Below are 19,752 nucleotides of genomic sequence, written 5' to 3'. Positions count from 1 at the left end.
AACTTCAAACACAGGCGCCTTGCAATGCCCGACGATGCTCTTGCCCATGATCCCTCCCGCGGCATGCCGCGGCTGATCGAGATCATGCGCCGGCTGCGCGATCCCGAAACCGGTTGCCCGTGGGATATCGAACAGGATTTCGCCACCATCGCCCCCTACACGATAGAGGAAGCCTACGAGGTCGCCGATGCGATCGACCGCGAATCGTGGGACGAGCTGAAAGCCGAACTTGGCGACCTTCTGTTGCAGGTGGTGTTCCACGCCCAGATCGCGCGCGACCGCGATCTTTTCGATTTCGACGCCGTGGCCGACGCGATATCCGACAAGATGGTAGCGCGCCATCCGCACGTTTTCGGCGCTGAAAGCCGCGACAAGTCGGCCGAACAGCAGACCCGCGACTGGGAGACGGTCAAGGCCGCCGAGCGCGCCGCCAACGCGCAGACCGGGGTGCTGGACGGTGTGGCACAGGGCCTGCCCGCCCTCATGCGCGCGGTCAAGCTGCAAAAGCGCGCGGCGCGCGTGGGCTTCGACTGGCCACAGACGGCGCAGGTGCTCGACAAGATCAGCGAAGAAGCGGCAGAACTGCAGGAGGCCGCCGACACGCTGCCCCCCGACAGGGTGGAGGAGGAAATGGGCGACCTGCTTTTCGTGATGGCCAACCTGGCCCGTCACCTGAGGGTTGACCCAGAGGCGGCCCTGCGCGGGGCCAATGCCAAGTTCACCAGGCGTTTCGCGGCGATCGAGGCCGCGCTGGCCGCCGAAGGCCGGCGCCCCGAGGAGTCCGACCTCGCGGAGATGGACGCGCTGTGGGACGCCGCCAAGGCGGCGGAAAGGCGGTAGCCACGAGATTTTCGCAGAAAAATCTCCTGCTCAGAAAATTCTGCGAATTTTCTCCGCCTGCCTCAACTGTTCGAGCTCGGAAAAAGCCATCGGAATCGACACGCACCTTCATCAGCGGCGTCTTTCCCTGCTGCGACAGGCGTAAGCAGTCCTGGCAACGGCAACTGCTTCAGCGCCAAGAACCTGCCTGACGGCTTTCTCGACACGTCTCCCAAGGGCACGCGGCGGACAGCCACGGTGGCAAGGGCAGCAATGCCGGATGCATCACCCGTCACTGCATTGGCCGGCAACGACAAGTTGCCGGTAGAGGTGCCACGTCGCGTGCCCCAGCAGGGGCAACGCGATGAAGAGCCCAAGAAAGGCCGGGAGCATCGCCACGAATGTCAGCGCGGCCACGAGCGCCGCCCAGGCCAGCATGGGCACGGGGCTTTCCGTCACGGTCCGGAACGAGGTGATCATGGCGGTGACGAAATCCACCTCGCGGTCCAGCAGCATCGGCAGCGACACCACGGTGATCATGTAGAGAAGCAGCGCGAACGCCGCCCCGACGGCCGTGCCAAAGGCCAGCATCGTGAGCCCCTCGCGCGTGAGGTAGATATCGAAAGAGGTGGAGACGTTCGTCATCGTCGAAAAGCCCAGGAACAGGGCGAATATCATGTGCGCGAGAAAGAACCAGAACAGGAACATGATGACGATCACCGCGCAGATCGACGGCAGCTGCCGCCGGCGCTGATGCGCGATCACGCCGAATATGGCGGCCGGCTCCAGCGGCTCGCCCTGTTCCAGGCGGTGGCTCACCTCGTAGAACCCCACCGCCGCGAACGGCCCCACGAGCGGAAAGCCGACGGCGGCAAAGATCAGCCAGTAGCTCTGCCCCGTTGCCCAGGTGACAAGGATCATGATCCAGCCGATCGCCACGTAGACCCCGGAAAAGATCGCGGCATAGCCCGGCGCGCGCACCATGTCGCGCCATCCGCGGCGCAGCGCCGTCCCAAGCATGCTGACCTCCGCCCGCCCCATCGCGGGCGCGCCGTGCGGCTTGTCCTGCATCGGCCTCTCCTCCCGGTTCCCCGGTGCAGACTAGCCAAGCCGGCCCGCCGGACAAAGATGTAAGTGCCGATCAGCTTAGCTTGGGCGGCCGCTCCCGGGGCCAGCCGGTGTCGCGATCATAGGCCTCGGCCAGTTCCAGCAGCATCTTGTCGCCGCCACGCGGGCCGATCAGCTGCACCCCCATGGGCAGGCCGCCACCGCCGAAGCCCGCGGGCATGGCCAGGGCCGGCAGTCCGACCAGGCTGGCTGGGATCATGACCTCCATCCAGCGGTGATAGCTGTCCATCGCGTGCCCCTCGATCGCGCGCGGCCAGTCGTGCCCGGCCGGGAACGGCCAAACTTGCGCCGTGGGCAGCGCCAGCGCGTCGTAGGTGTCGAACAGCGCCAGTGCGGCGCGGAACCAGTCCGACCGGGTGCGGCTGGCCGCGTCGATCTCCGCCGCCGAGAGCGCGCGGCCCTTCTCGATCTCCCAGACCGCCTCGGGCTTCAGACGGTCGCGGGTCGCGGGATCGTCCAGAAGCGGGCCGAGCTCGCAGGCCACGCTCCAGCTGCGCAGGGTCGTCCACGCATGCCACAGGCTGTCGCGCGCGAAGGGTGGCCCCACGGCGTCGATCCGCGCCCCCGCCCCGTCAAGCACTCCGAGCGCGCTCTCGCACAGGGCGAGGATACCGTCCTCGAAAGCCAAAGCACCACCCCAGTCGCCCAGCCAGCCGATCCGCCGCCCCCCTGCGCCCGGGCGGGGCATGCCGCAGGGCGGGTAATCCGCGATCAGAGGCTGACGCGCGTCCGGCCCCGACATCACGTCCAGCATCAACGCAAGGTCGGCGGGACAGCGCGCCATCGGGCCGTTCGTCGACAGCTGGTGGAGGAACAGCTCCCCCTCCCCGCTGGCCGGCACCCGCCCCCATGTCGGCCGCATCCCGTAGACATTGCACCATCCCGCCGGGTTGCGCAGCGAGCCCATCATGTCGGACCCGTCCGCGAGGCTCAGCATCCCCGCGGCCAGCGCCACTGCCGCCCCGCCCGAGGAGCCGCCACAGCTCCGGTCCGGCGCGTATGGGTTCACGGTGACGCCGTGAACGGGGTTGTAGGTGTGGCTGCCCAGCCCGAATTCCGGCGTGTTGGTCTTGCCAATCACGATGGCGCCCGCCGCGCGCAGCCGGGCGACATGCGGATCGTCCCGCTCGGCCAACTGCCCGGCAAAAACCGGCGAGCCGAGACTGGTGGGCAGGCCGCGTGCATTGGCAAGGTCCTTGATGGCGACGGGCAGCCCGTGCAACGGCCCGCCCGTTCCGGCCTTGTCCGCCGCCCGCGCCGCGGCCAGCAGCTCGTCGGCGTCACGCAGCGAAACGATCGCGTTGAGCGTCCCGTTCACCGCGCCGATCCGCTCCAGCGTGGATTGCATCAGCGCCTCGGCCGTCAACCGCCCCTCGGCGATCGCCGCCGCCTGCGCCACTGCGTTCGGTGCCCCGCTCTCGTCCATCAAGCGCCCCTGCTTCTTCTTGGATGAAAATACCCTGGGGGTGAATTGGCCGCAGGCCAAGAGGGGGCAACGCCCCCTGCCCCGCCGGGGCGGCAATCAGGCCTCGTCGCCTTGCGCCTCCGCGCGGCTCTTTCCACTCACGGCCATTGCCAGCGTGGCCGCCATGAACTGGTCGAGATCGCCATCCAGCACGCCCTTCGTGTCCGAGGTCTCCACGCCCGTGCGCAGGTCCTTCACCATCTGGTAGGGTTGCAGCACGTATGACCGGATCTGGTTGCCCCATCCCGCCTCGCCCTTGGCCTCGTGCGCCTCGGCGATGGCCTCGTTCCGCTTGTCCAGCTCCATCTGGTAGAGCCGGGATTTCAGCGCCTTCATGGCGATGTCGCGGTTCTGGTGCTGCGATTTTTCCGAGCTGGTCACGACGATCCCGGTCGGGATATGCGTCATGCGCACGGCCGAATCGGTCTTGTTGACGTGCTGCCCCCCCGCGCCCGAGGCGCGGAAGGTATCGACCCGGATATCGGATGGGTTCACCTCGATCTCGATATCGTCGTCCACCACCGGGTACACCCAGACCGAGCAGAAGGACGTGTGCCGCTTGGCCGCCGAGTCGAAGGGCGAGATGCGCACCAGCCGATGCACGCCGGATTCCGACTTCAGCCAGCCATAGGCGTTGCGCCCGGAAATCTTGTAGGCCGCCGACTTTATCCCGGCCTCGTCGCCGGGCGTCTCGGCCTGCAGCTCCACGTCGTATCCGTGGCTCTCGGCCCAACGGACATACATCCGCGCCAGCATCGCCGCCCAGTCACAGCTCTCGGTCCCGCCCGCGCCGGCGTTGATCTCAAGAAAGGTGTCGTTGGCGTCCGCCTCGCCATCGAGCAGCGCCTCCAGTTCCTTGGCGGCGGCCCTTTTCGCCAGCGCCTTGAGCGCGGCCTCCGCCTCGGCGATGATGTCCTCGTCGCCCTCCATTTCCCCCAACTCGATCAGCTCGACATGCTCGTCGAGCTCTTTCTGGATGGAATCGTGCGTCTCGATCGCGTCGACCAGCGCCTGCCGGTCGCGCATCAGCTTCTGCGCGCGGGCCGGGTCGTTCCACAGCTCGGGGTCCTCGACCCGGGCATTGAACTCTTCCAAACGGTGCTGCGCGGTCTCCCGCCCCATGCGCTGGCGCAACAGGTCGAGCGACTTGCGGATCTCGGCAACGGCGGTTTCGGCTTCGGCGCGCATCAGGTGTCCCCCGGTCTGGTCAGGTGCGGGTGATACCGCAGCGCGGGGGGACGAACAAGATGGCGCGCCCCGTCCGCGGGCCCGCGGTCACCGACCGCGCCGGGTCCGTGCGGGTCAGTAGAGCCCGCCGGAGCTCAGGCTGCCGAAACTCGCCTTCTCGCCATCCTGCCCGGATTCACCGGCAACCGCCGCGCCCGTCTCCGTCGTGGCCTGTCCGCGCTGGCGGCGCTCTTCGAGGATGCGCAGATCGTCGCCCATGGCGAAACCGCCGTCATACACGTAGCCGAAGACAGGCTCCTCGCCCTCGCGGAAATACTCGGCCACGACATGCGGCCCGGTCTCGCCCTCGGGCAACCGCGCGCCGGTATATCGGTCGATCTTGATGAAACGTCCGCCCTCGGGCACCTCGAACGCGCCGCCGCCGTATTTCTCTATCGCCTTTTGCATGAATTCCTGGAACACCGGCCCGCACATCGACGACCCGTAGGCGCCGCGCCCCAGTCCGCGGGGCTGATCGTAGCCGATATAGCAGCCCGCGGCGATATTGCTGGTGAACCCCACGAACCACACATCGCGCGCGTCGTTCGTGGTGCCCGTCTTGCCCGCCACCGGCACCGGCAGGTTGATCGCCCCCGAGGCGGTGCCGCGATCGACCACGCCGCGCATCATCGAGGTGAGCTGATACGCGGTGATCGAGTCGATCACCTGCTCGCGGTCGGACACGATGCGCGGTGCCCTGCCCTCCGGGATGGCGGGATCGTCGCAGCTCACGCATTGCCTGGGATCGTGGCGGTAGACCGTGTCGCCGAAGCGGTCCTGCACGCGGTCCACCAGCGTCGGCTCCACCCGCTCGCCACCATTGGCGAACATCGAATAGGCCGCGACCATGTTGTAGAGGGTCGTTTCGTCGGAGCCGAGCGCGTTGGCAAGGAACGTGCCCATGTCGTCGTAGACGCCGAACCGTTCGGCGTAGTCGGCGACCACCCCCATGCTGACCTCCTGTGCCAGCCGGATGGTCATGAGGTTGCGCGACATCTCGATCCCGGTGCGCAGCGGGGTCGGCCCGTAATAGGTGTTGGTGGAATTGCGCGGCCGCCACAGCCCCTGCGGCGTATCGATCTCGATGGGCGCGTCAATGACGATGGTCGCCGGCGAATACCCGCTGTCCAGCGCGGCGGCATAGACGAAGGGCTTGAAGCTCGACCCCGGTTGCCGCTTGGCCTGCGTGGCGCGGTTGAAAACCGAGTGCTGGTAGGAAAAGCCGCCCTGCATCGCGAGCACACGCCCGGTCTCGACGTCCATCGCCATGAAGCCCCCTTCGACCTCGGGCACCTGCCGCAGGGTCCAGCGGATGAAACTGCCATCGCTGTCAGACGTCATGCGCCGGACATGCACCACGTCGCCGCGCTCGAAGGTCTCGAAAAAATCGCCGGGCAGCCAGGCGATGTCCTTGCGCGGCACCGATTGCACCCCGTCCACGCTCTCGATTCCTATGCGCATCTGCTGCTCGCCGCGCTCCAGCACCACGGCCGGGTACCACCGCCCGTCAAGCTCGATGTCGCGCGCCACGTCCACTTCCGACAGCGCGGCGCGCCATGCCGCCTCGTCCTCCAGCACATCCGCGGGCAGGCGTTCGCCGGTTCCGCGCCATTCCTTGCGTCCACGGTCATATCTTTCCAGCTGGCGCTGCAACGCCTTGGCCGCAGCCTGCTGCATCTCGGGGTCGATCGTGGCGCGCACGGTCAGCCCCCCGGTAAAGAACTCGCCCTCGCCGAAATCGCGGCTGAGTTGGCGGCGTATCTCGTCGGTGAAGTAATCCCGCGGCGGCAGCGTGTCACGCCATTCCCGGAAATCCCCGTTCTGGACCGAGCGGACGGGCGCGTTGATTTCCGACTGCATGACATCCCGGCTGATATAGCCATTCTCGTACATCTCGGTGAGCACGAAGTTGCGCCGCTGGCGCAGCCGGTCCTTTTCCCGCACGGGGTGATAATCCGACGGCGCCTTGGGCATGGAGGCCAGAAAGGCCGCCTCGTGCGGGGCAAGCTCGCCGAGCGTCTTGTTGAAGTAGGTCTGGGCGGCGGCCGTCACGCCGTAAGAGTTCTGCCCGAGGAATATCTCGTTCAGGTAGAGTTCGAGAATGTCTTCCTTGTCCAGTGTCTCCTCGATCCGGGTCGCGAGTATGATCTCCTTGATCTTGCGCTCGATCCGGCGGTCGCCCGACAGCAGGAAGTTCTTCATCACCTGCTGCGTGATCGTCGAGGCGCCGCGCACCACTTCGCCCCGGGTCTGGATCGCCTGCCAGATCGCCGCGGCAATGCCGCGTGCGTCATAGCCGGAATGCTCGTAGAAGTTCTTGTCCTCGGCCGAGATGAAGGCCTGCTTGACGAGGTCGGGTATCTCCTCGGCCGGCGTGAACAGACGCCGCTCGCGGGCGAACTCGTCGATGATCCGCCCCTCGGCCGAGTAGATGCGGCTGATCGTGGGCGGGGTGTAGTTGGCAAGCGACTCGTGGCTGGGCAGATCCTTGCCATAGATGTGGAACACGGCCCCGAGGCTGAGCGCGACCATCACCACCGACAGGGTGACGAGGCTGAACAATGTCCCGAAAAGTGAAAAAATGGGTCTGAGCAAGATCGCCCCCGGGTCAAGACTGGCTTTTCATATACGCACCCTGCCATGGGGCGTCAAAACACATCTGGAACGGTGGCAGCGCCGTGCCGCCTATTGCCGCACCAGCTCGGCCGACGCCGCGTCGGCGGCGCGCCATGCCTGCAGCGCGTCGCGTATCGCTGCTGCCATACGCGCCCGCCAGTCCGCGTCCAGCAAGTTCTCGCGGTCGCGCGCGCTGGACAGAAACCCCAGCTCGACCAGCACCGACGGAATGTCGGGCGATTTCAGCACCGAGAAGCCGGCCTGCCGCAAGGGGCGCGAATGCAGCGGCAGGCCCTGTTCGCGGATACCCAGCCGGACCGCCTGCGCCAGCTTTTCCGAGCGCGGCTGTGTCTCCTGCCGGGCAAGATCCATCAAAACGTCCGCCACCACGTCGTCGCTATGCGACAGGTCGATCCCCGCAATGATGTTCGCGCGGTTGTGGCGCTCGGCAAGGGCGGCGCTGGCCTCGTCCGTGGCGCTGTCGGCAAGGGTGTAGACCGTGGCACCGTGCGCGCGCCCCGCGCTCAGGGCATCGGCATGCAGCGACAGGAAGACATCCGCCCCAAGTTCGTGCGCAATGGCCACGCGGCGCTCCAGCGAGACGAAGACATCCTCCTCGCGCGTGAGGGCCACGTCGAAGCCGCCGGCGCGCAACAGCGTCTCGCGCAGCTCGCGGGCAAAGCGCAGCATCAACGCCTTCTCGTTGTGGCCGTCGCGTTCCGCGCCCGGGTCCACGCCGCCATGCCCCGGGTCCAGCACGATGAGCAGCTTTTCCTCGCCGGTCTGGCGCGCCATCTTGACCGGTGGCAGCCCGGGGTCGTCGACGTCCCATCCGGGCAGCGGCGGGGCTCCCGCAACGGCAGCGAACCGCTCGGCGGAGACTTCGCTCAGAAGCACCTCGATCAGCACCTTGCCCGTCAAGGTGTCGGTTTCTGCGCTTGCCGTCTCGACGGCGAAGGGGCCCGCCAGATCCACCACCATCCGCGACCAGCCGGGCCGGAAGCCCCCAACGCGGACCCGTTCGGCACGGTCGGCCCAATCCAGCAGGTCGGGGTCGATACCCTGCCAGTCGACCTCGCGGAAATCGAGCACCAGCCTTGGCGGGCCATCGAGGGTGAAAACGCGGTACGGCACACCCTGCGTCAGCCCCAGCCGCAGCCGCAGCCCGTCGCGCGTGTCGTCGAGCCGCGACCGGTCGGCGTCGACGCGGGCGAGCGCGCCGAAATCCTGCGCCGGGGCCATGGCCGCGGATGTGCCAAGGGCCACCACGCATATTGCCAGTGCCCGTAAGATCCTGATCATCCTGCTCGTGCCTTAGCCGGTCTTTTGGCGGCATCGTACACCAGCCGGTCCCGCTTGCCCATAGAAGATGAGCACGGGGCACGGCACCGGTCCCGCGTTGCGGGGCGGAAACAGGCCCCTCAGCGGGCCTGCATGAAGGATTTCAGCCGCTCGAGCCCTTCAGCGATATCCTCCGTGCTCCGCGCATAGGAAAATCGCAGCGTGCCACCGCCGCGCACCGGGTCGAAGTCCAGCCCCGGCGTCACCGCCACGCCGGCCTTGTCGAGGATCTCGGCGGCAAAGGCCCGGCTGTCGGTCGTCAGGTGGCTGACATCGGCATAGACGTAGAACGCCCCGTCCGGCGGCGCGATCCGGTCGAAACCGGCGGCCGGCAGCCCCTCCAGCATCAGCCGACGGTTGGTGCGGTAGACCTCCATGTTGGCCTCGAGCTCGTCGTGGCAGTCCATCGCGGCCAGCGCGGCGACCTGGCTGGCATGGGGCGGGCATATGAACAGGTTCTGCGCCAGCCTTTCGATCACGCGCACGTGATCCTCCGGGACCACCATCCAGCCCACGCGCCAACCGGTCATCGAGAAATACTTGGAAAAGGAATTGATGACGTAGGCCTCGTCGCCAAACTCCAGCGCGGTGACGGCCTTATCCTCGTACTCTATGCCATGATATATCTCGTCGCTGATGAAGGCCGCCCCCGCCTCGGACGCCGCGCCCATCAGCGCGCCGAGCGTCTCGCGGCCCAGCATCGTGCCGGTGGGATTGGCCGGGCTGGCCACCATCAAACCGGCGAGATCGTGCGCGGCAATGTCGCCAGGCACCGGCTGATACCGGTTGCCCGCCGACGTCTCGATATCCACCGGCGCAAGGCCGAGGGCCCGCAGGATCTGGCGGTAGCTGGGATAGCCCGGCGCACCGATCCCCACCCTCTCGCCCGTGTCGAAAAGCGCCGTGAAAGCAAGAATGAACGCGCCGGAGGAGCCGGCCGTGACGATCACGCGGCCGGGGTCGAGATCGACATCGTACCAGTCGCCGTAAAGCCGGGCGATGCGCGCGCGCAGCTCCGGCAGCCCGAGCGCCACGGTATACCCCATAGCGCTGCGCTCCATCGCGCCGGCCAGCGCCGCCCGTGCCCCCGCCGGCGCCGGCGTGCCAGGCTGGCCGACTTCCATGTGGATGATACGGTGGCCCGCCGCCTCGGCGCGGCGCGCAGCTTCCATCACGTCCATCACGATAAAGGGATCGACGCCGGATCGGCTTGAGTTCCGCATGGGTTTGTTCCTAGACTGTGGCACGACACCCACGGGTTGCACTGGAAAGAGTCGCGCCGTCAATGCATCTTGTCCGAATCCTCACGGTGGCCCTGTTGCTGGCGGCCACGCTGGCGGCGCCGGGGCGTGCGGCAACCCTGCTGCGCGACGCGGACATAGAGCACGCGCTGAAACGACTCGCCGAACCGATCCTCGACGCGGCCGGGCTGGGCGCGACACGGACGGACATCGTGCTGGTGGACGACCGCAGCCTCAACGCCTTCGTGGTGGACCGCAGCACCATCTTCATCCATTCCGGCCTGCTGTTGAAAATGGAGTCGGCAGCCATGCTGCAGGCGGTCATCGCCCACGAAGCAGCACACATCGCCAACGGCCATCTCGCGCGGCGCCCGGTCAACCTGCGCAACGCGCGGACGGCCGCGGGCATCGGCATGGCGCTCGCGGCGGCGGCGGCCGTGGCATCGGGCCGGGGCGAGGTGGCCACCCTTGGCGCAGTCGGGGCCTCGAATTCGGCGATGCGGATGTTCTTCGTCCATACCCGGGCCGAGGAGAACGCCGCCGACCAGTCGGGCATCCGGTTCCTGACCCGGGCGGGCGTGGACCCCCGTGGCATGGTCGAAGTGATGGACATCTTCCGCGGACAGGAAATGCTGTCATCGGCGCGGCAGGATCCTTACGCGCGCACCCACCCGCTTTCGCGCGACCGTTACCGCGTCGTCCAGCGGCTGGCCGAGGCCCATGGCGGCCAGGCCCGGGACAACCGCGAAGCCGAATACTGGTTTCACCGCGCGAAGGGCAAGCTGTCGGCCTTCGCGCGCTCTCCCAAATGGACCATGAACCGCTTGGGCGAATCCGGATTTGCCGACGTGACCGCGATGCGAGAGGCCGTCGCCCATCATCGCCGCTCGGACCTCGGCCGGGCGTCGGCGGCGATCGACCGCGCCATCGCCGCACGGCCGGAAGATCCCTATTACCACGACCTCAAGGGCCAGATCCTGTTCGAGAGCCGGCGCTTCAGCGCCGCCGCGGCGGCCTATGGCCGCGCCAGGAACCTGGCGCCGGGTAACGCCCTGATCCTCGGCGCCTATGGCCGCGCCCTGCTGGCCGCCGGCGAAACCGCGCAAGCGGTTGAGTATCTCGAGCAGTCTCGGGCACGTGACGGACGTGACCCCCGCGTGCTGAGGGATCTCGCACAGGCCCACGCCAAGCTGGGCAATCGCGGCATGGCGTCGTTGGTGACGGCCGAGCGATACGCGATGAACGGCCGGCTGAAAGATGCCGGCATCCATGCAAAACGCGCATCCGACATGCTGCCGCGCGGCTCAACCGGCTGGCGGCGGGCACAGGACGTGCTATCTGCGTCCGAACGAGCAGAAGAAGGAAACTGACCCGATGACCAGCACGCAACTGTCCGTGGGAATCGCCGGCATCGCCGGCCTTGCCCTGATCGTGGCCATGGCCGGCGATTTCACGCGCGACAGCACCGCCCCGCAAAAAGCCGCCGCGGCGACCATCCCCCATGAGGAAACCTCTTCCGGCGGTTTCGAACTGGACAGCATGACCGAGATCGAGCGCCAGATGTTCCGCGCGGAAATCCGCGACTACCTGCTTGAAAACCCCGAGGTCATCATGGAGGCGGTCGCAATCCTCGAGGAGCGCGAAGCCGAGCAGCAGGCCCATGCCGACGCCCGGCTCGTCGCCGCGAACGCGCAGGCGATCTTCGAGGACGACCACTCGTGGGTGGGCGGCGACCCGGAGGGTGACGTCACGCTGGTGGAGTTCATGGACTACCGCTGCGGCTATTGCCGCCGCGCCGCACCGGATGTGAACGACCTGGTCGAATTCGACGGTGACATCCGGTTCGTCATCAAGGAATTCCCGATTCTCGGCGAGCAGTCGATGATGGCGTCACGCTTTGCCATCGCGACCAAGCAGGTCGCCGGCGATGAGGCCTACAAGGCGGTGCATGACGCGCTCATCGCCTACAAGGGCGAGGTCAACGAGACGGCACTGAAACGTCTCGGCGAGACACTCGGCCTCGAAACGGGTCCGATACTTGACCACATGGACAGCGCGAAGGTGTCCGAGGTCATCGCCAGCAACCATCAGCTCGCCCAGACCCTCGGGATCTCGGGCACGCCGTCTTTCGTCATGGGCGACAGGCTCTTGCGGGGCTACATGCCGCGCAAGGCGATGGAGGACGTGGTCTCCGAGATCCGCGCCGGGGGATGAGCCGCCCCCGCAAATGGGCGCGCACGGGCGCGTTCCTGGCGGTTGCGCTTGCGGGGCCGGGACTGGCGGGAACCGACTTTTCGGACCTGACCGCGGCAGAGCGCGCGATTTTCAGACAGGAAATCCGCGAGGTTCTGCTGACGGTGCCAAGGCTGCTTCCCGACACGGCACCGCGCCGGGCACCGGACGCGCAGGCACTCTACGCCGACGAGATCGAGGCCGACCTGGCGCGTATACGGGCCCATTCCGACGCGCTGTTCTCGCCCGAGCGTCCGGGGTTCGGAGCGCGGGACGCAACGCAGACGGTCGCCCTTTTCATTGCGGCCGACTGCGCCGCGTGTGCCAACGCAAAGAGCGCGCTCAAGGCGCTTGCCGCGTCGCATGACCTGCGCGTGACGCTGCACGACATGGACGAACGGGCGGATCTTGCCGCGGCGCTCGGGCTGGACATGGCGCCAAGCTACGTGTTTCCGGACATGATGGTCCGCGGGGCCGTGCCCCCGATCGTGCTGGAACGCTACCTCGGCAATTGACGGCGCGGCCGCGCGCTACTCTGCGGCGGTCGGCTGGGCCTCCCCCGCCTCGATCTGCGCGGCACGCTTTTCGACTTCTTCAACGATGTGGTCGATCATCTGGTCGTTCGTCATCTTGTGGCTGGCCTTTCCGGCAAGGTAGACCATGCCGGACCCCGCGCCGCCGCCAGTGAAGCCGACATCGGTCATCAGCGCCTCGCCCGGGCCGTTCACCACGCAGCCGATGATCGACAGGCTCATCGGCGTCTTGATATGCTCCAGCCGCTCCTCGAGGATCTCGACGGTCTTGATCACGTCGAACCCCTGCCGCGCGCAGGACGGGCAAGAGATGATGTTGACGCCCCGATGGCGCAGGCCGAGCGACTTCAGGATCTCGTAGCCAACCTTGATTTCCTCCACCGGGTCGGCGCTCAGGCTCACCCGCAGCGTGTCGCCGATGCCCATCCAGAGCAGGTTGCCCAACCCGATGGCCGACTTGATCGTGCCAGTCATCAGCCCGCCCGCCTCGGTGATGCCGAGATGGATGGGCGCATCGGTCTGCTCGGCCAACTGCATGTAGGCGGTGGCGGCCATGAACACGTCCGACGCCTTGCAGCTGATCTTGAACTCGTGGAAATCGTTGTCCTGCAGCACCTTGATGTGATCGAGGCCGGATTCGACCATCGCATCCGGCGTAGGCTCGCCGTATTTTTCCAGCAGGTGCTTTTCCAGCGACCCGGCATTCACGCCGATACGCATGGAACAGCCGTGATCCCGCGCGGCCTTTATGACCTCGCGCACGCGGTCCTGGCTGCCGATATTGCCCGGGTTGATCCGCAGGCAGGCCGCACCGGCCTCGGCCGCCTCGATGCCACGCTTGTAGTGAAAATGGATGTCCGCCACGATCGGCACCGGGCTTTCGCGCACGATCGACTTGAGCGCGCGGGCCGATTCCGCGTCCGGAACGCTTACGCGCACGATGTCCGCCCCCGCCTCGGCAGCGGCCTGCACCTGTGCCACGGTCGCTGCGACATCCGTGGTATCGGTGTTGGTCATCGTCTGAACACTGATCGGCGCCCCGCCGCCAACTGGCACGTCGCCCACCATGATCTGGCGGCTTTCCCGGCGGTGAATGTTGCGCCAAGGTCGGATATGGTTGGTCTGCATCCCTACCCCGATGGTTCCGAAGGGTTCGTCACGCCAAACATAGGCCCGAGAGGCAGGTCCGGCAATCGGCGGGCGTCACTCGCGCCCTGCACCGCCCTGTTCCAGCTCGGCCACGTAACGCGAAAGATCCCGGTCCTGCGACAGGTCCGCAACGTCATACCGCTCGGTCAGACCGTCAGCCGAAAGCGCGAGGTCCGACGTGACGGACCCCTGCGGCCCCACCGGCCCGTAATGCTTGCCGTCCACCTCGAAATACACGGCACCGGACTCGCCCACGCGCAGGGTTGGCGGCTCCTCGGTCGCGGCTACCTCGTAGGTGTCGCCTCCGTTCAGGATCCCCTCGAACACCACGCTTCCATCCGCGGCCCGCACGCGAATCCAGGCCGGACGCACGGCCACCACGCGAATGCCCGGCGGCGGGGCGGCCACCACCTGCGGTGTCGGGGTTTCCGCGGCCTCCGCCTCCGCCGGGTTTTCGGCGACCACGCTGGCCACGACGCTGTCGATCGCCCGGCGGTCGGCGCCGGGCTCCTCGGCCGGAGCGCTCTCGGTCTGCGCGGCTTCGGCGCGGAAGGTGCCCATTTCCGCAGGATCAAGGGTCGATATCGGGCCGTCGCGGGCAACCATCACCGGAACGTCCAGCGCCTCGGGCCTGTACAGCCGGTCGAGCCCGTCCTCCGTCCCGCGGGGTTTCGCACCGGCGATACGGGTCGGTTCCGTCGTGTCAGGGTCCGCAGGCGTGGCCGCGTCCAGCGGATCAAGATCCGTCAGGACATCCGGGGTATTCTCGACGGGGGCGAACTGAACCCGCTGGATTTCGTTGAGAACGGACCATCCGCCGTAGCCGATCGCCGAAATCAGGGCCACCAGCACCAGAACGGACCCGATGGCGCCCGGCTCGATCCGGCTGAACACGCTCTCGCGTTCGGGAAGGAACGGTGTCGACGGCGCGATCAGCGGATCGGTATCGCGCGGCTGGCTGCGACGCGGCGTATCCTCGGGCTTGCGGATGCTGGAGGCCCCGGCCGACATGCCATGCGCCACGGAGAAGCCGCATTCGGCACAGAACTGGGCAAAGGCCCGCTCTGGGTCCATGCCGAGGTAACGGGCATAAGACCGCACGTAACCGGGGATGAAGCCCGGCGTGTCGAACGCGTCCGGATCCGCGTTCTCGATCGCGGCGATGTAGGAGGCACGGATGCGGATCTCGCGTTCAACGTCAAGCAAGGACTTGCCCATCGTCGCGCGCTCGCCGCGCATCATGTCGCCAAGCCGCAGGTCATACGCATCGAACCCGCGCGGCGTAGCCGATGATGTTGTAATTTCAGCGGATTTGCGGCGTCTGACCATGCGCCCCCTGCCCCTTGTAATCCGTCGCCCGCAGCCGAAGTTCGATTCGACTCCTGCTCTTTTGTTTACAAGAGGTTATCATAGCGCAACTTGTTTTGCACGTGCGGCGTCGTCAGGCGCTCAGTTCGGCACGATTCAGCGCGCAATGGCTCCACAATTCATCCATTGCATGGATAAGCCGGTCCATCTCGTCGGGGCCGTGGACAGGTGATGGCGTGAACCTCAGCCGCTCGGTCCCCCGCGGGACCGTCGGAAAGTTGATCGGTTGCACGTAGATGCCGTAGCCGTCGAGCAGCATGTCCGAAAGCTGCTTGGTGTGCACCGGGTCGCCCACGATCACCGGCACGATATGGCTGCCATGGTCGATAAGCGGCATACCCATACCCTTGAGCCGTGTCTTGAGGATCCTGGCCTGGGTCTGGTGCTTGTCCCGCAGTTCCTGGTCATGTTTGAGATGCGCGACGGACGCCGCGGCACCGGCCGCCACTGCCGGGGGCAGCGACGTGGTAAAGATGAACCCGGGCGCATAAGACCTTACGGCATCGCACATTTTCGCGCTCGCAGCGATATAGCCCCCCATCACGCCGAACGCCTTGGCCAATGTTCCGTTGATGATGTCGAGCCGGTGCATCAGCCGGTCGCGCTCGGCCACGCCGGCACCGCGCGGGCCGTACATGCCCACGGCGTGCACCTCGTCGATATAGGTCAGCGCCCCGAACTCGTCGGCGAGGTCGCAGATGGCCTCGATGGGGCCGAAATCACCGTCCATGGAATAGACGCTCTCGAACGCGATGAGCTTGGGTGCGGCCGGGTCGTCGGCGGCCAGCAACTCTCGCAGGTGCTCGACATCGTTGTGGCGGAATATGCGCTTGGCCCCGCCGTTGCGGCGCACGCCCTCGATCATCGAGGCGTGGTTCAGCTCGTCACTGTAGATGACAAGCCCGGGAAACAGCTTGGGCAGGGTGGACAGGGTCGCGTCATTGGCGATGTAGGCACTCGTGAACAGCAGCGCCGCCTCCTTGCCATGCAGGTCGGCCAGCTCCGCTTCGAGCTGCTTGTGATAGACGGTCGTGCCGGAGATGTTGCGCGTCCCGCCCGAGCCGGCGCCGGTGGCGTCCACCGCCTCGTGCATGGCCCGAAGAACGACCGGGTGCTGGCCCATGCCCAGATAGTCGTTGCCGCACCACACGGTGATCGGTTGCTCGGTCCCGTCGGCGCGGCGCCACGTGGCGTGAGGGAACTGACCCTGCTTGCGTTCGATGTCGATGAAGGTCCGGTAACGGCCCTCGTCATGCAACCGGGTGATCGCCTCGTCCAGCTTGGCGGTATAGTCCACTTCGATCCCCTCCTTGACCGGTCTCGTCCCGCGGCGTCCGACACACCCGGACATATTCACCTTCTCGTATACATTCCGAGCCATGCATATAAGAAGTGGCGCAATCCGACAACTATGTTCAAACACACTCCAAGCACAGGTTACAAATTGCCACGGCAAGCCACATTGACCTAGGTCAAGCATCTGGACAGCCGCGCGCAGGCTGATACGGTCCGCCCTGTTCAACATCTTGCCCGGAGTCCTTCATGCCCATCGACGCCGTTCTGACGCGTATCGACGACCAGCTGCCCGCCGCGCTCGACCGCCTGATGGCGTTCCTGCGGATCCCCTCCATTTCCACGGACCCGGCCTATGCCCAGGCGTGCGACGAGGCGGCGGACTGGTTGGTGGCCGATCTGCAAGACATCGGCGTGCAGGCCGAAAAGCGGCAGACCAAGGGGCATCCGATGGTCGTGGGCCACGTCGACGGCGACGGGCCGCACCTGCTGTTCTACGGGCATTACGACGTGCAGCCTGTCGATCCGCTGGAGTTGTGGAACACCGATCCTTTCGCCCCCGAGATCCAGCAGACGGAACAAGGCCGCGTGATCCGCGGGCGCGGCGCCTCGGACGACAAGGGGCAGCTGATGACCTTCGTCGAGGCATGCCGGGCCTACAAGGCAGAGCATGGAAGGATGCCGTGCCGGCTGACCTTCTTCTTCGAGGGCGAGGAGGAGTCTGGGTCGCCCTCTCTGATTCCGTTCCTCGAGCAGAACGCGTCCGAACTCTCGGCCGATCTTGCCCTTGTCTGCGACACCGCGATGGTCGCGCCGGGGGTGCCGTCCATCGCGTCACAGCTGCGGGGGATGCTCAAGGACGAGTTCACCCTGCACGGACCATCGATAGACCTGCACTCGGGCCATTACGGCGGCCCCGCGCTGAACCCGCTCAAGGAAATCGCGCGCATCATCGCGTCGTTCCATGACGAAAATGGCCGCGTGGCGGTCGAGGGTTTCTATGACGGGGTCGAGGAGGTTCCGGACGAGCTGTTGCGGCAGTGGGAAAACTGCGGCTTCGACGAGGACACCTACCTCAAATCGGTCGGCCTGACGCGTGCGCACGGGGAAGATGGCTACTCCGCGCTGGTCCAGCAATGGGCCCGCCCCACGCTGGAGATCAACGGGCTATGGGGCGGTTACATGGGCGCAGGCACGAAAACCGTGATCCCTGCCGAGGCGCATTGCAAACTGACCTGCCGACTGGTCGGCGAGATGGACCCTGACCGCCTGCGGCAAAAGATCCGGGACCACGTGGAGCGCCGCCTGCCCGTCGACGCGCGGGTCACGTGGAACCAGGATCTCGACGGCTCCCCGGCTTCGGTGATGAACACCGCGCGCCCCGAGTTCGAGACCGCGCGCGCCGCGCTCAGCGAGGAGTGGAACCGCGAGGCGGTATTCTCGGGCATGGGCGGGTCGATCCCCGTGACGCGCCATTTCAAGGACATCCTCGGGCTCGACTCCATGCTGATCGGGTTCGCGCAGGAGGATGACGCGATCCACAGCCCGAACGAGAAATACAACGTGGAGAGCTTTCACAAGGGCATCCGGAGCTGGGCGCGCGTCCTGCACCGGCTGGCGGCAGGGTGATGGCAGAGTCCCCCCATCCGCAGGGATATCGGGCGTGACCATCCCCGGCTTCACGGAACGCACCGCCACCCTGAACGGTCTGAACATCGCGTGGTCCGAGAGCGGCGATGGCCCGCCGCTGCTGTTGTTGCACGGGTTTCCGCAGACACGCGCCATGTGGACGCCGATCGCCTCCGCGCTCGCGGCAACGCACCGCGTCATCTGCCCAGACCTGCGCGGATACGGCGCCAGCGACAAGCCCCACGGCATCCCGGCCTACAGCTTCCGTGAAATGGCCGGCGACCAGCTCGCGCTGATGGACCTGCTCGGCCACGAACGCTTTGCCGTGGCCGGCCACGACCGTGGCGGGCGCGTTGCACACCGGCTGGCGCTGGATTCGCCCGGGCGGGTGGCGCGATTGTGCGTGATGGATATCGTGCCCACACACACCCTGCTGGAACCTCTGCGCCGCGACGTGGCGCGGGCGTATTATCACTGGTTCTTTCTCGCGCAGCCCGAACCTTTTCCGGAGACGATGATCGGCCACGACCCGGACAGCTTCTACGAGTCCTGTCTGCTGGGTTGGGGCGGCGCAAAGCTTGATGATTTCAACGCCGATCAGCTGGCGGTCTACCGCACGGCGTGGCGCGACCCGGAGACGATTCGCGGCATGTGCAACGACTATCGCGCCACGCTCGACCACGACTTCCGGCACGACGCGGATGATCTGGACCGCCGCGTTACCTGCCCGACGCTCGTGCTTTACGGCGCCAGTGGCGCAATGGCCAAGGCGTATGACATGAACGCCGTCTGGGCGGCGAAATGCGTATCGGTCGAAACGCGGGCGATCCCCGGGGGGCACTTCTTTCCCGATACCGGTCCCGAGGAGACCACCGCCGCCCTCAGGGGCTTTTTCGGCTGAACCACCGCAGGCCCTTTGCCGCAAGCAAAAGCCAGGGCGCCCCGTGAAGAGCAAGATCGAACCAGTCGACAGCGGCCCGCAGCTCGCCCGCGGCGAGCATCCTCAGCTTTTCCCACACATGGGGCTCGGGGGTGAACGGCGCCAGGCCAAGCGTTGCGCACGCCGCCAGCACGGCCCAGACGGGCAGGCTGTCCAGCAGTCGGGCCATCGGCGCCTCCGAAGTGGAAGGAATGGCGCGGTTGACGGGGCTCGAACCCGCGACCTCCGGCGTGACAGGCCGGCACTCTAACCAACTGAGCTACAACCGCACGATTGGTGACCAGTTCCGGTTCAGGGCAGGGATGGCGCGGTTGACGGGGCTCGAACCCGCGACCTCCGGCGTGACAGGCCGGCACTCTAACCAACTGAGCTACAACCGCTCGCTGCCCGCCCGGATGACCCCAAGCGTGAGGCGCTTCTTATGCGCGTGGCCCGGCCCCGTCAAGCGTGCAAAACACGGAAAGTGACGCTTTCCGGACGCCGCCCCGATCGTGCCGTGCCGCTAGTGAAGGGAGCGGATGAGCCGCCCGAGGGCGGCCCTGTCCCGCGGGTCGTCGCAGCCGCGGTGCCAACGTTCCAGCAGGACACGCTCGCCCGGCCGCAAGAGCGGTGCGTCCGCCTGCTGGGGAAAGCGGTGAACGGTCGTAACCGACCGTTCGGCACGGCGTGGTGCGTCATTGCTTTCGTCCCGGCCCATCCGGCGCTCCGCTGTGGTCGAACATATCCAGAAGCCTAGCGATGATCCGCATCCGCCATCGCCAAGTCAAGAGC

17 protein-coding genes and 2 tRNA genes are annotated in these 19,752 nt (G+C 66.7%); 6 read left to right on the top strand and 13 right to left on the bottom strand.

All coding sequences use genetic code 11. The annotated features are described in order from the left end of the window. The first annotated feature begins 24 nt into the window (after nt 1-24). Entirely contained in the window at nt 25-840 is an 816-nt protein-coding gene (gene mazG, locus ACH13J_RS08945) for a nucleoside triphosphate pyrophosphohydrolase (protein ID WP_397542984.1), read from the top strand. 264 nt (nt 841-1,104) lie between these two features. Here the strand turns inward: mazG and ACH13J_RS08940 are convergent, their stop codons facing one another. From ACH13J_RS08940 to ACH13J_RS08915, 6 genes are all read right to left on the bottom strand, one after another. Next, nucleotides 1,105-1,890 carry a DUF2189 domain-containing protein gene (locus ACH13J_RS08940; RefSeq protein WP_397542983.1) on the bottom strand — a complete coding sequence of 262 codons (786 nt, stop codon included), beginning with the start codon at nt 1,888-1,890 and terminating at the stop codon, nt 1,105-1,107. Nucleotides 1,891-1,960: 70 nt separating this feature from the next. Then, a complete protein-coding gene (locus ACH13J_RS08935) occupies nt 1,961-3,373 on the bottom strand; it encodes an amidase (RefSeq protein ID WP_397542982.1) in 1,413 nt (470 codons plus the stop codon). 96 nt (nt 3,374-3,469) lie between these two features. Continuing rightward, a complete protein-coding gene (gene prfB / locus ACH13J_RS08930; RefSeq protein ID WP_397542981.1) occupies nt 3,470-4,600 on the bottom strand; it encodes a peptide chain release factor 2 in 1,131 nt (376 codons plus the stop codon). A gap of 114 nt (nt 4,601-4,714) precedes the next feature. Further along, complete coding sequence (locus ACH13J_RS08925; RefSeq protein WP_397542980.1) at nt 4,715-7,234, bottom strand: PBP1A family penicillin-binding protein; 2,520 nt, start codon at nt 7,232-7,234, stop codon at nt 4,715-4,717. 90 nt (nt 7,235-7,324) lie between these two features. Beyond that, nucleotides 7,325-8,557, bottom strand: a complete 1,233-nt coding sequence (locus tag ACH13J_RS08920; protein WP_397542979.1) for an N-acetylmuramoyl-L-alanine amidase — start codon at nt 8,555-8,557, stop codon at nt 7,325-7,327. Nucleotides 8,558-8,676: 119 nt separating this feature from the next. After that, nucleotides 8,677-9,819, bottom strand: a complete 1,143-nt coding sequence (locus ACH13J_RS08915) for an aminotransferase class I/II-fold pyridoxal phosphate-dependent enzyme (RefSeq protein ID WP_397542978.1) — start codon at nt 9,817-9,819, stop codon at nt 8,677-8,679. 62 nt (nt 9,820-9,881) lie between these two features. Between ACH13J_RS08915 and ACH13J_RS08910 the strand changes: the two genes are divergently transcribed. From ACH13J_RS08910 to ACH13J_RS08900, 3 genes are read left to right on the top strand one after another with little or no spacing between them, the layout of a single operon-like run. Further along, entirely contained in the window at nt 9,882-11,207 is a 1,326-nt protein-coding gene (locus ACH13J_RS08910) for a M48 family metalloprotease (RefSeq protein ID WP_397542977.1), read from the top strand. Nucleotides 11,208-11,211: 4 nt separating this feature from the next. Beyond that, nucleotides 11,212-12,051 (top strand): DsbA family protein, encoded by an 840-nt coding sequence (locus ACH13J_RS08905; RefSeq protein ID WP_397542976.1) that lies wholly within the window; start codon nt 11,212-11,214, stop codon nt 12,049-12,051. Beyond that, nucleotides 12,048-12,584 carry a hypothetical protein gene (locus ACH13J_RS08900; protein ID WP_397542975.1) on the top strand — a complete coding sequence of 179 codons (537 nt, stop codon included), beginning with the start codon at nt 12,048-12,050 and terminating at the stop codon, nt 12,582-12,584. Before ACH13J_RS08905 ends, ACH13J_RS08900 begins: the two co-directional genes overlap by 4 nt. A 15-nt stretch (nt 12,585-12,599) precedes the next feature. On the opposite strand, the gene ispG is transcribed toward ACH13J_RS08900, so the two are convergent. The 3 genes from ispG to hemA all read right to left on the bottom strand — a co-directional run bounded on the left by ispG (nt 12,600) and on the right by hemA (nt 16,416). Further along, nucleotides 12,600-13,730 (bottom strand): flavodoxin-dependent (E)-4-hydroxy-3-methylbut-2-enyl-diphosphate synthase, encoded by a 1,131-nt coding sequence (gene ispG / locus ACH13J_RS08895; RefSeq protein WP_397542974.1) that lies wholly within the window; start codon nt 13,728-13,730, stop codon nt 12,600-12,602. Between the two features lie 75 nt (nt 13,731-13,805). Next, nucleotides 13,806-15,080 (bottom strand): RodZ domain-containing protein, encoded by a 1,275-nt coding sequence (locus ACH13J_RS08890; RefSeq protein ID WP_397542973.1) that lies wholly within the window; start codon nt 15,078-15,080, stop codon nt 13,806-13,808. Between the two features lie 112 nt (nt 15,081-15,192). After that, nucleotides 15,193-16,416, bottom strand: coding sequence for a 5-aminolevulinate synthase (hemA, locus tag ACH13J_RS08885; protein ID WP_397542972.1), 1,224 nt, complete (start codon nt 16,414-16,416; stop codon nt 15,193-15,195). Between the two features lie 245 nt (nt 16,417-16,661). On the opposite strand from hemA, the gene ACH13J_RS08880 reads away from it, so the two are divergent. Both ACH13J_RS08880 and ACH13J_RS08875 read left to right on the top strand, forming a co-directional pair. After that, a complete protein-coding gene (locus tag ACH13J_RS08880; RefSeq protein ID WP_397542971.1) occupies nt 16,662-18,041 on the top strand; it encodes a dipeptidase in 1,380 nt (459 codons plus the stop codon). 34 nt (nt 18,042-18,075) lie between these two features. Continuing rightward, the gene (locus ACH13J_RS08875; RefSeq protein ID WP_397542970.1) at nt 18,076-18,942 is read left to right on the top strand and encodes an alpha/beta fold hydrolase; all 867 of its coding nucleotides are present in this window, start codon (nt 18,076-18,078) and stop codon (nt 18,940-18,942) included. Here ACH13J_RS08875 and ACH13J_RS08870 read toward each other — a convergent pair. The 4 genes from ACH13J_RS08870 to ACH13J_RS08855 form a co-directional block, all read right to left on the bottom strand. Further along, entirely contained in the window at nt 18,923-19,150 is a 228-nt protein-coding gene (locus ACH13J_RS08870) for an RND transporter (RefSeq protein WP_397542969.1), read from the bottom strand. The two genes, ACH13J_RS08875 and ACH13J_RS08870, sit on opposite strands and share 20 nt — an antisense overlap. 23 nt (nt 19,151-19,173) lie before the next feature. After that, a tRNA-Asp gene (locus tag ACH13J_RS08865) sits at nt 19,174-19,250 on the bottom strand. Nucleotides 19,251-19,284: 34 nt separating this feature from the next. Then, nucleotides 19,285-19,361: transfer RNA gene (locus tag ACH13J_RS08860), tRNA-Asp, on the bottom strand. Between the two features lie 122 nt (nt 19,362-19,483). Next, the gene (locus ACH13J_RS08855) at nt 19,484-19,678 is read right to left on the bottom strand and encodes a hypothetical protein (RefSeq protein ID WP_397542968.1); all 195 of its coding nucleotides are present in this window, start codon (nt 19,676-19,678) and stop codon (nt 19,484-19,486) included. Nucleotides 19,679-19,752: the final 74 nt, after the last annotated feature.

It is taken from the genome of Roseovarius salis (genome assembly GCF_044472985.1).
In the GTDB taxonomy this organism is placed as follows: domain Bacteria; phylum Pseudomonadota; class Alphaproteobacteria; order Rhodobacterales; family Rhodobacteraceae; genus Roseovarius; species Roseovarius salis.
The sequence above is the reverse complement of the archived record's forward strand: the minus strand, read 5'-3'. Positions and strand labels throughout refer to the sequence as shown.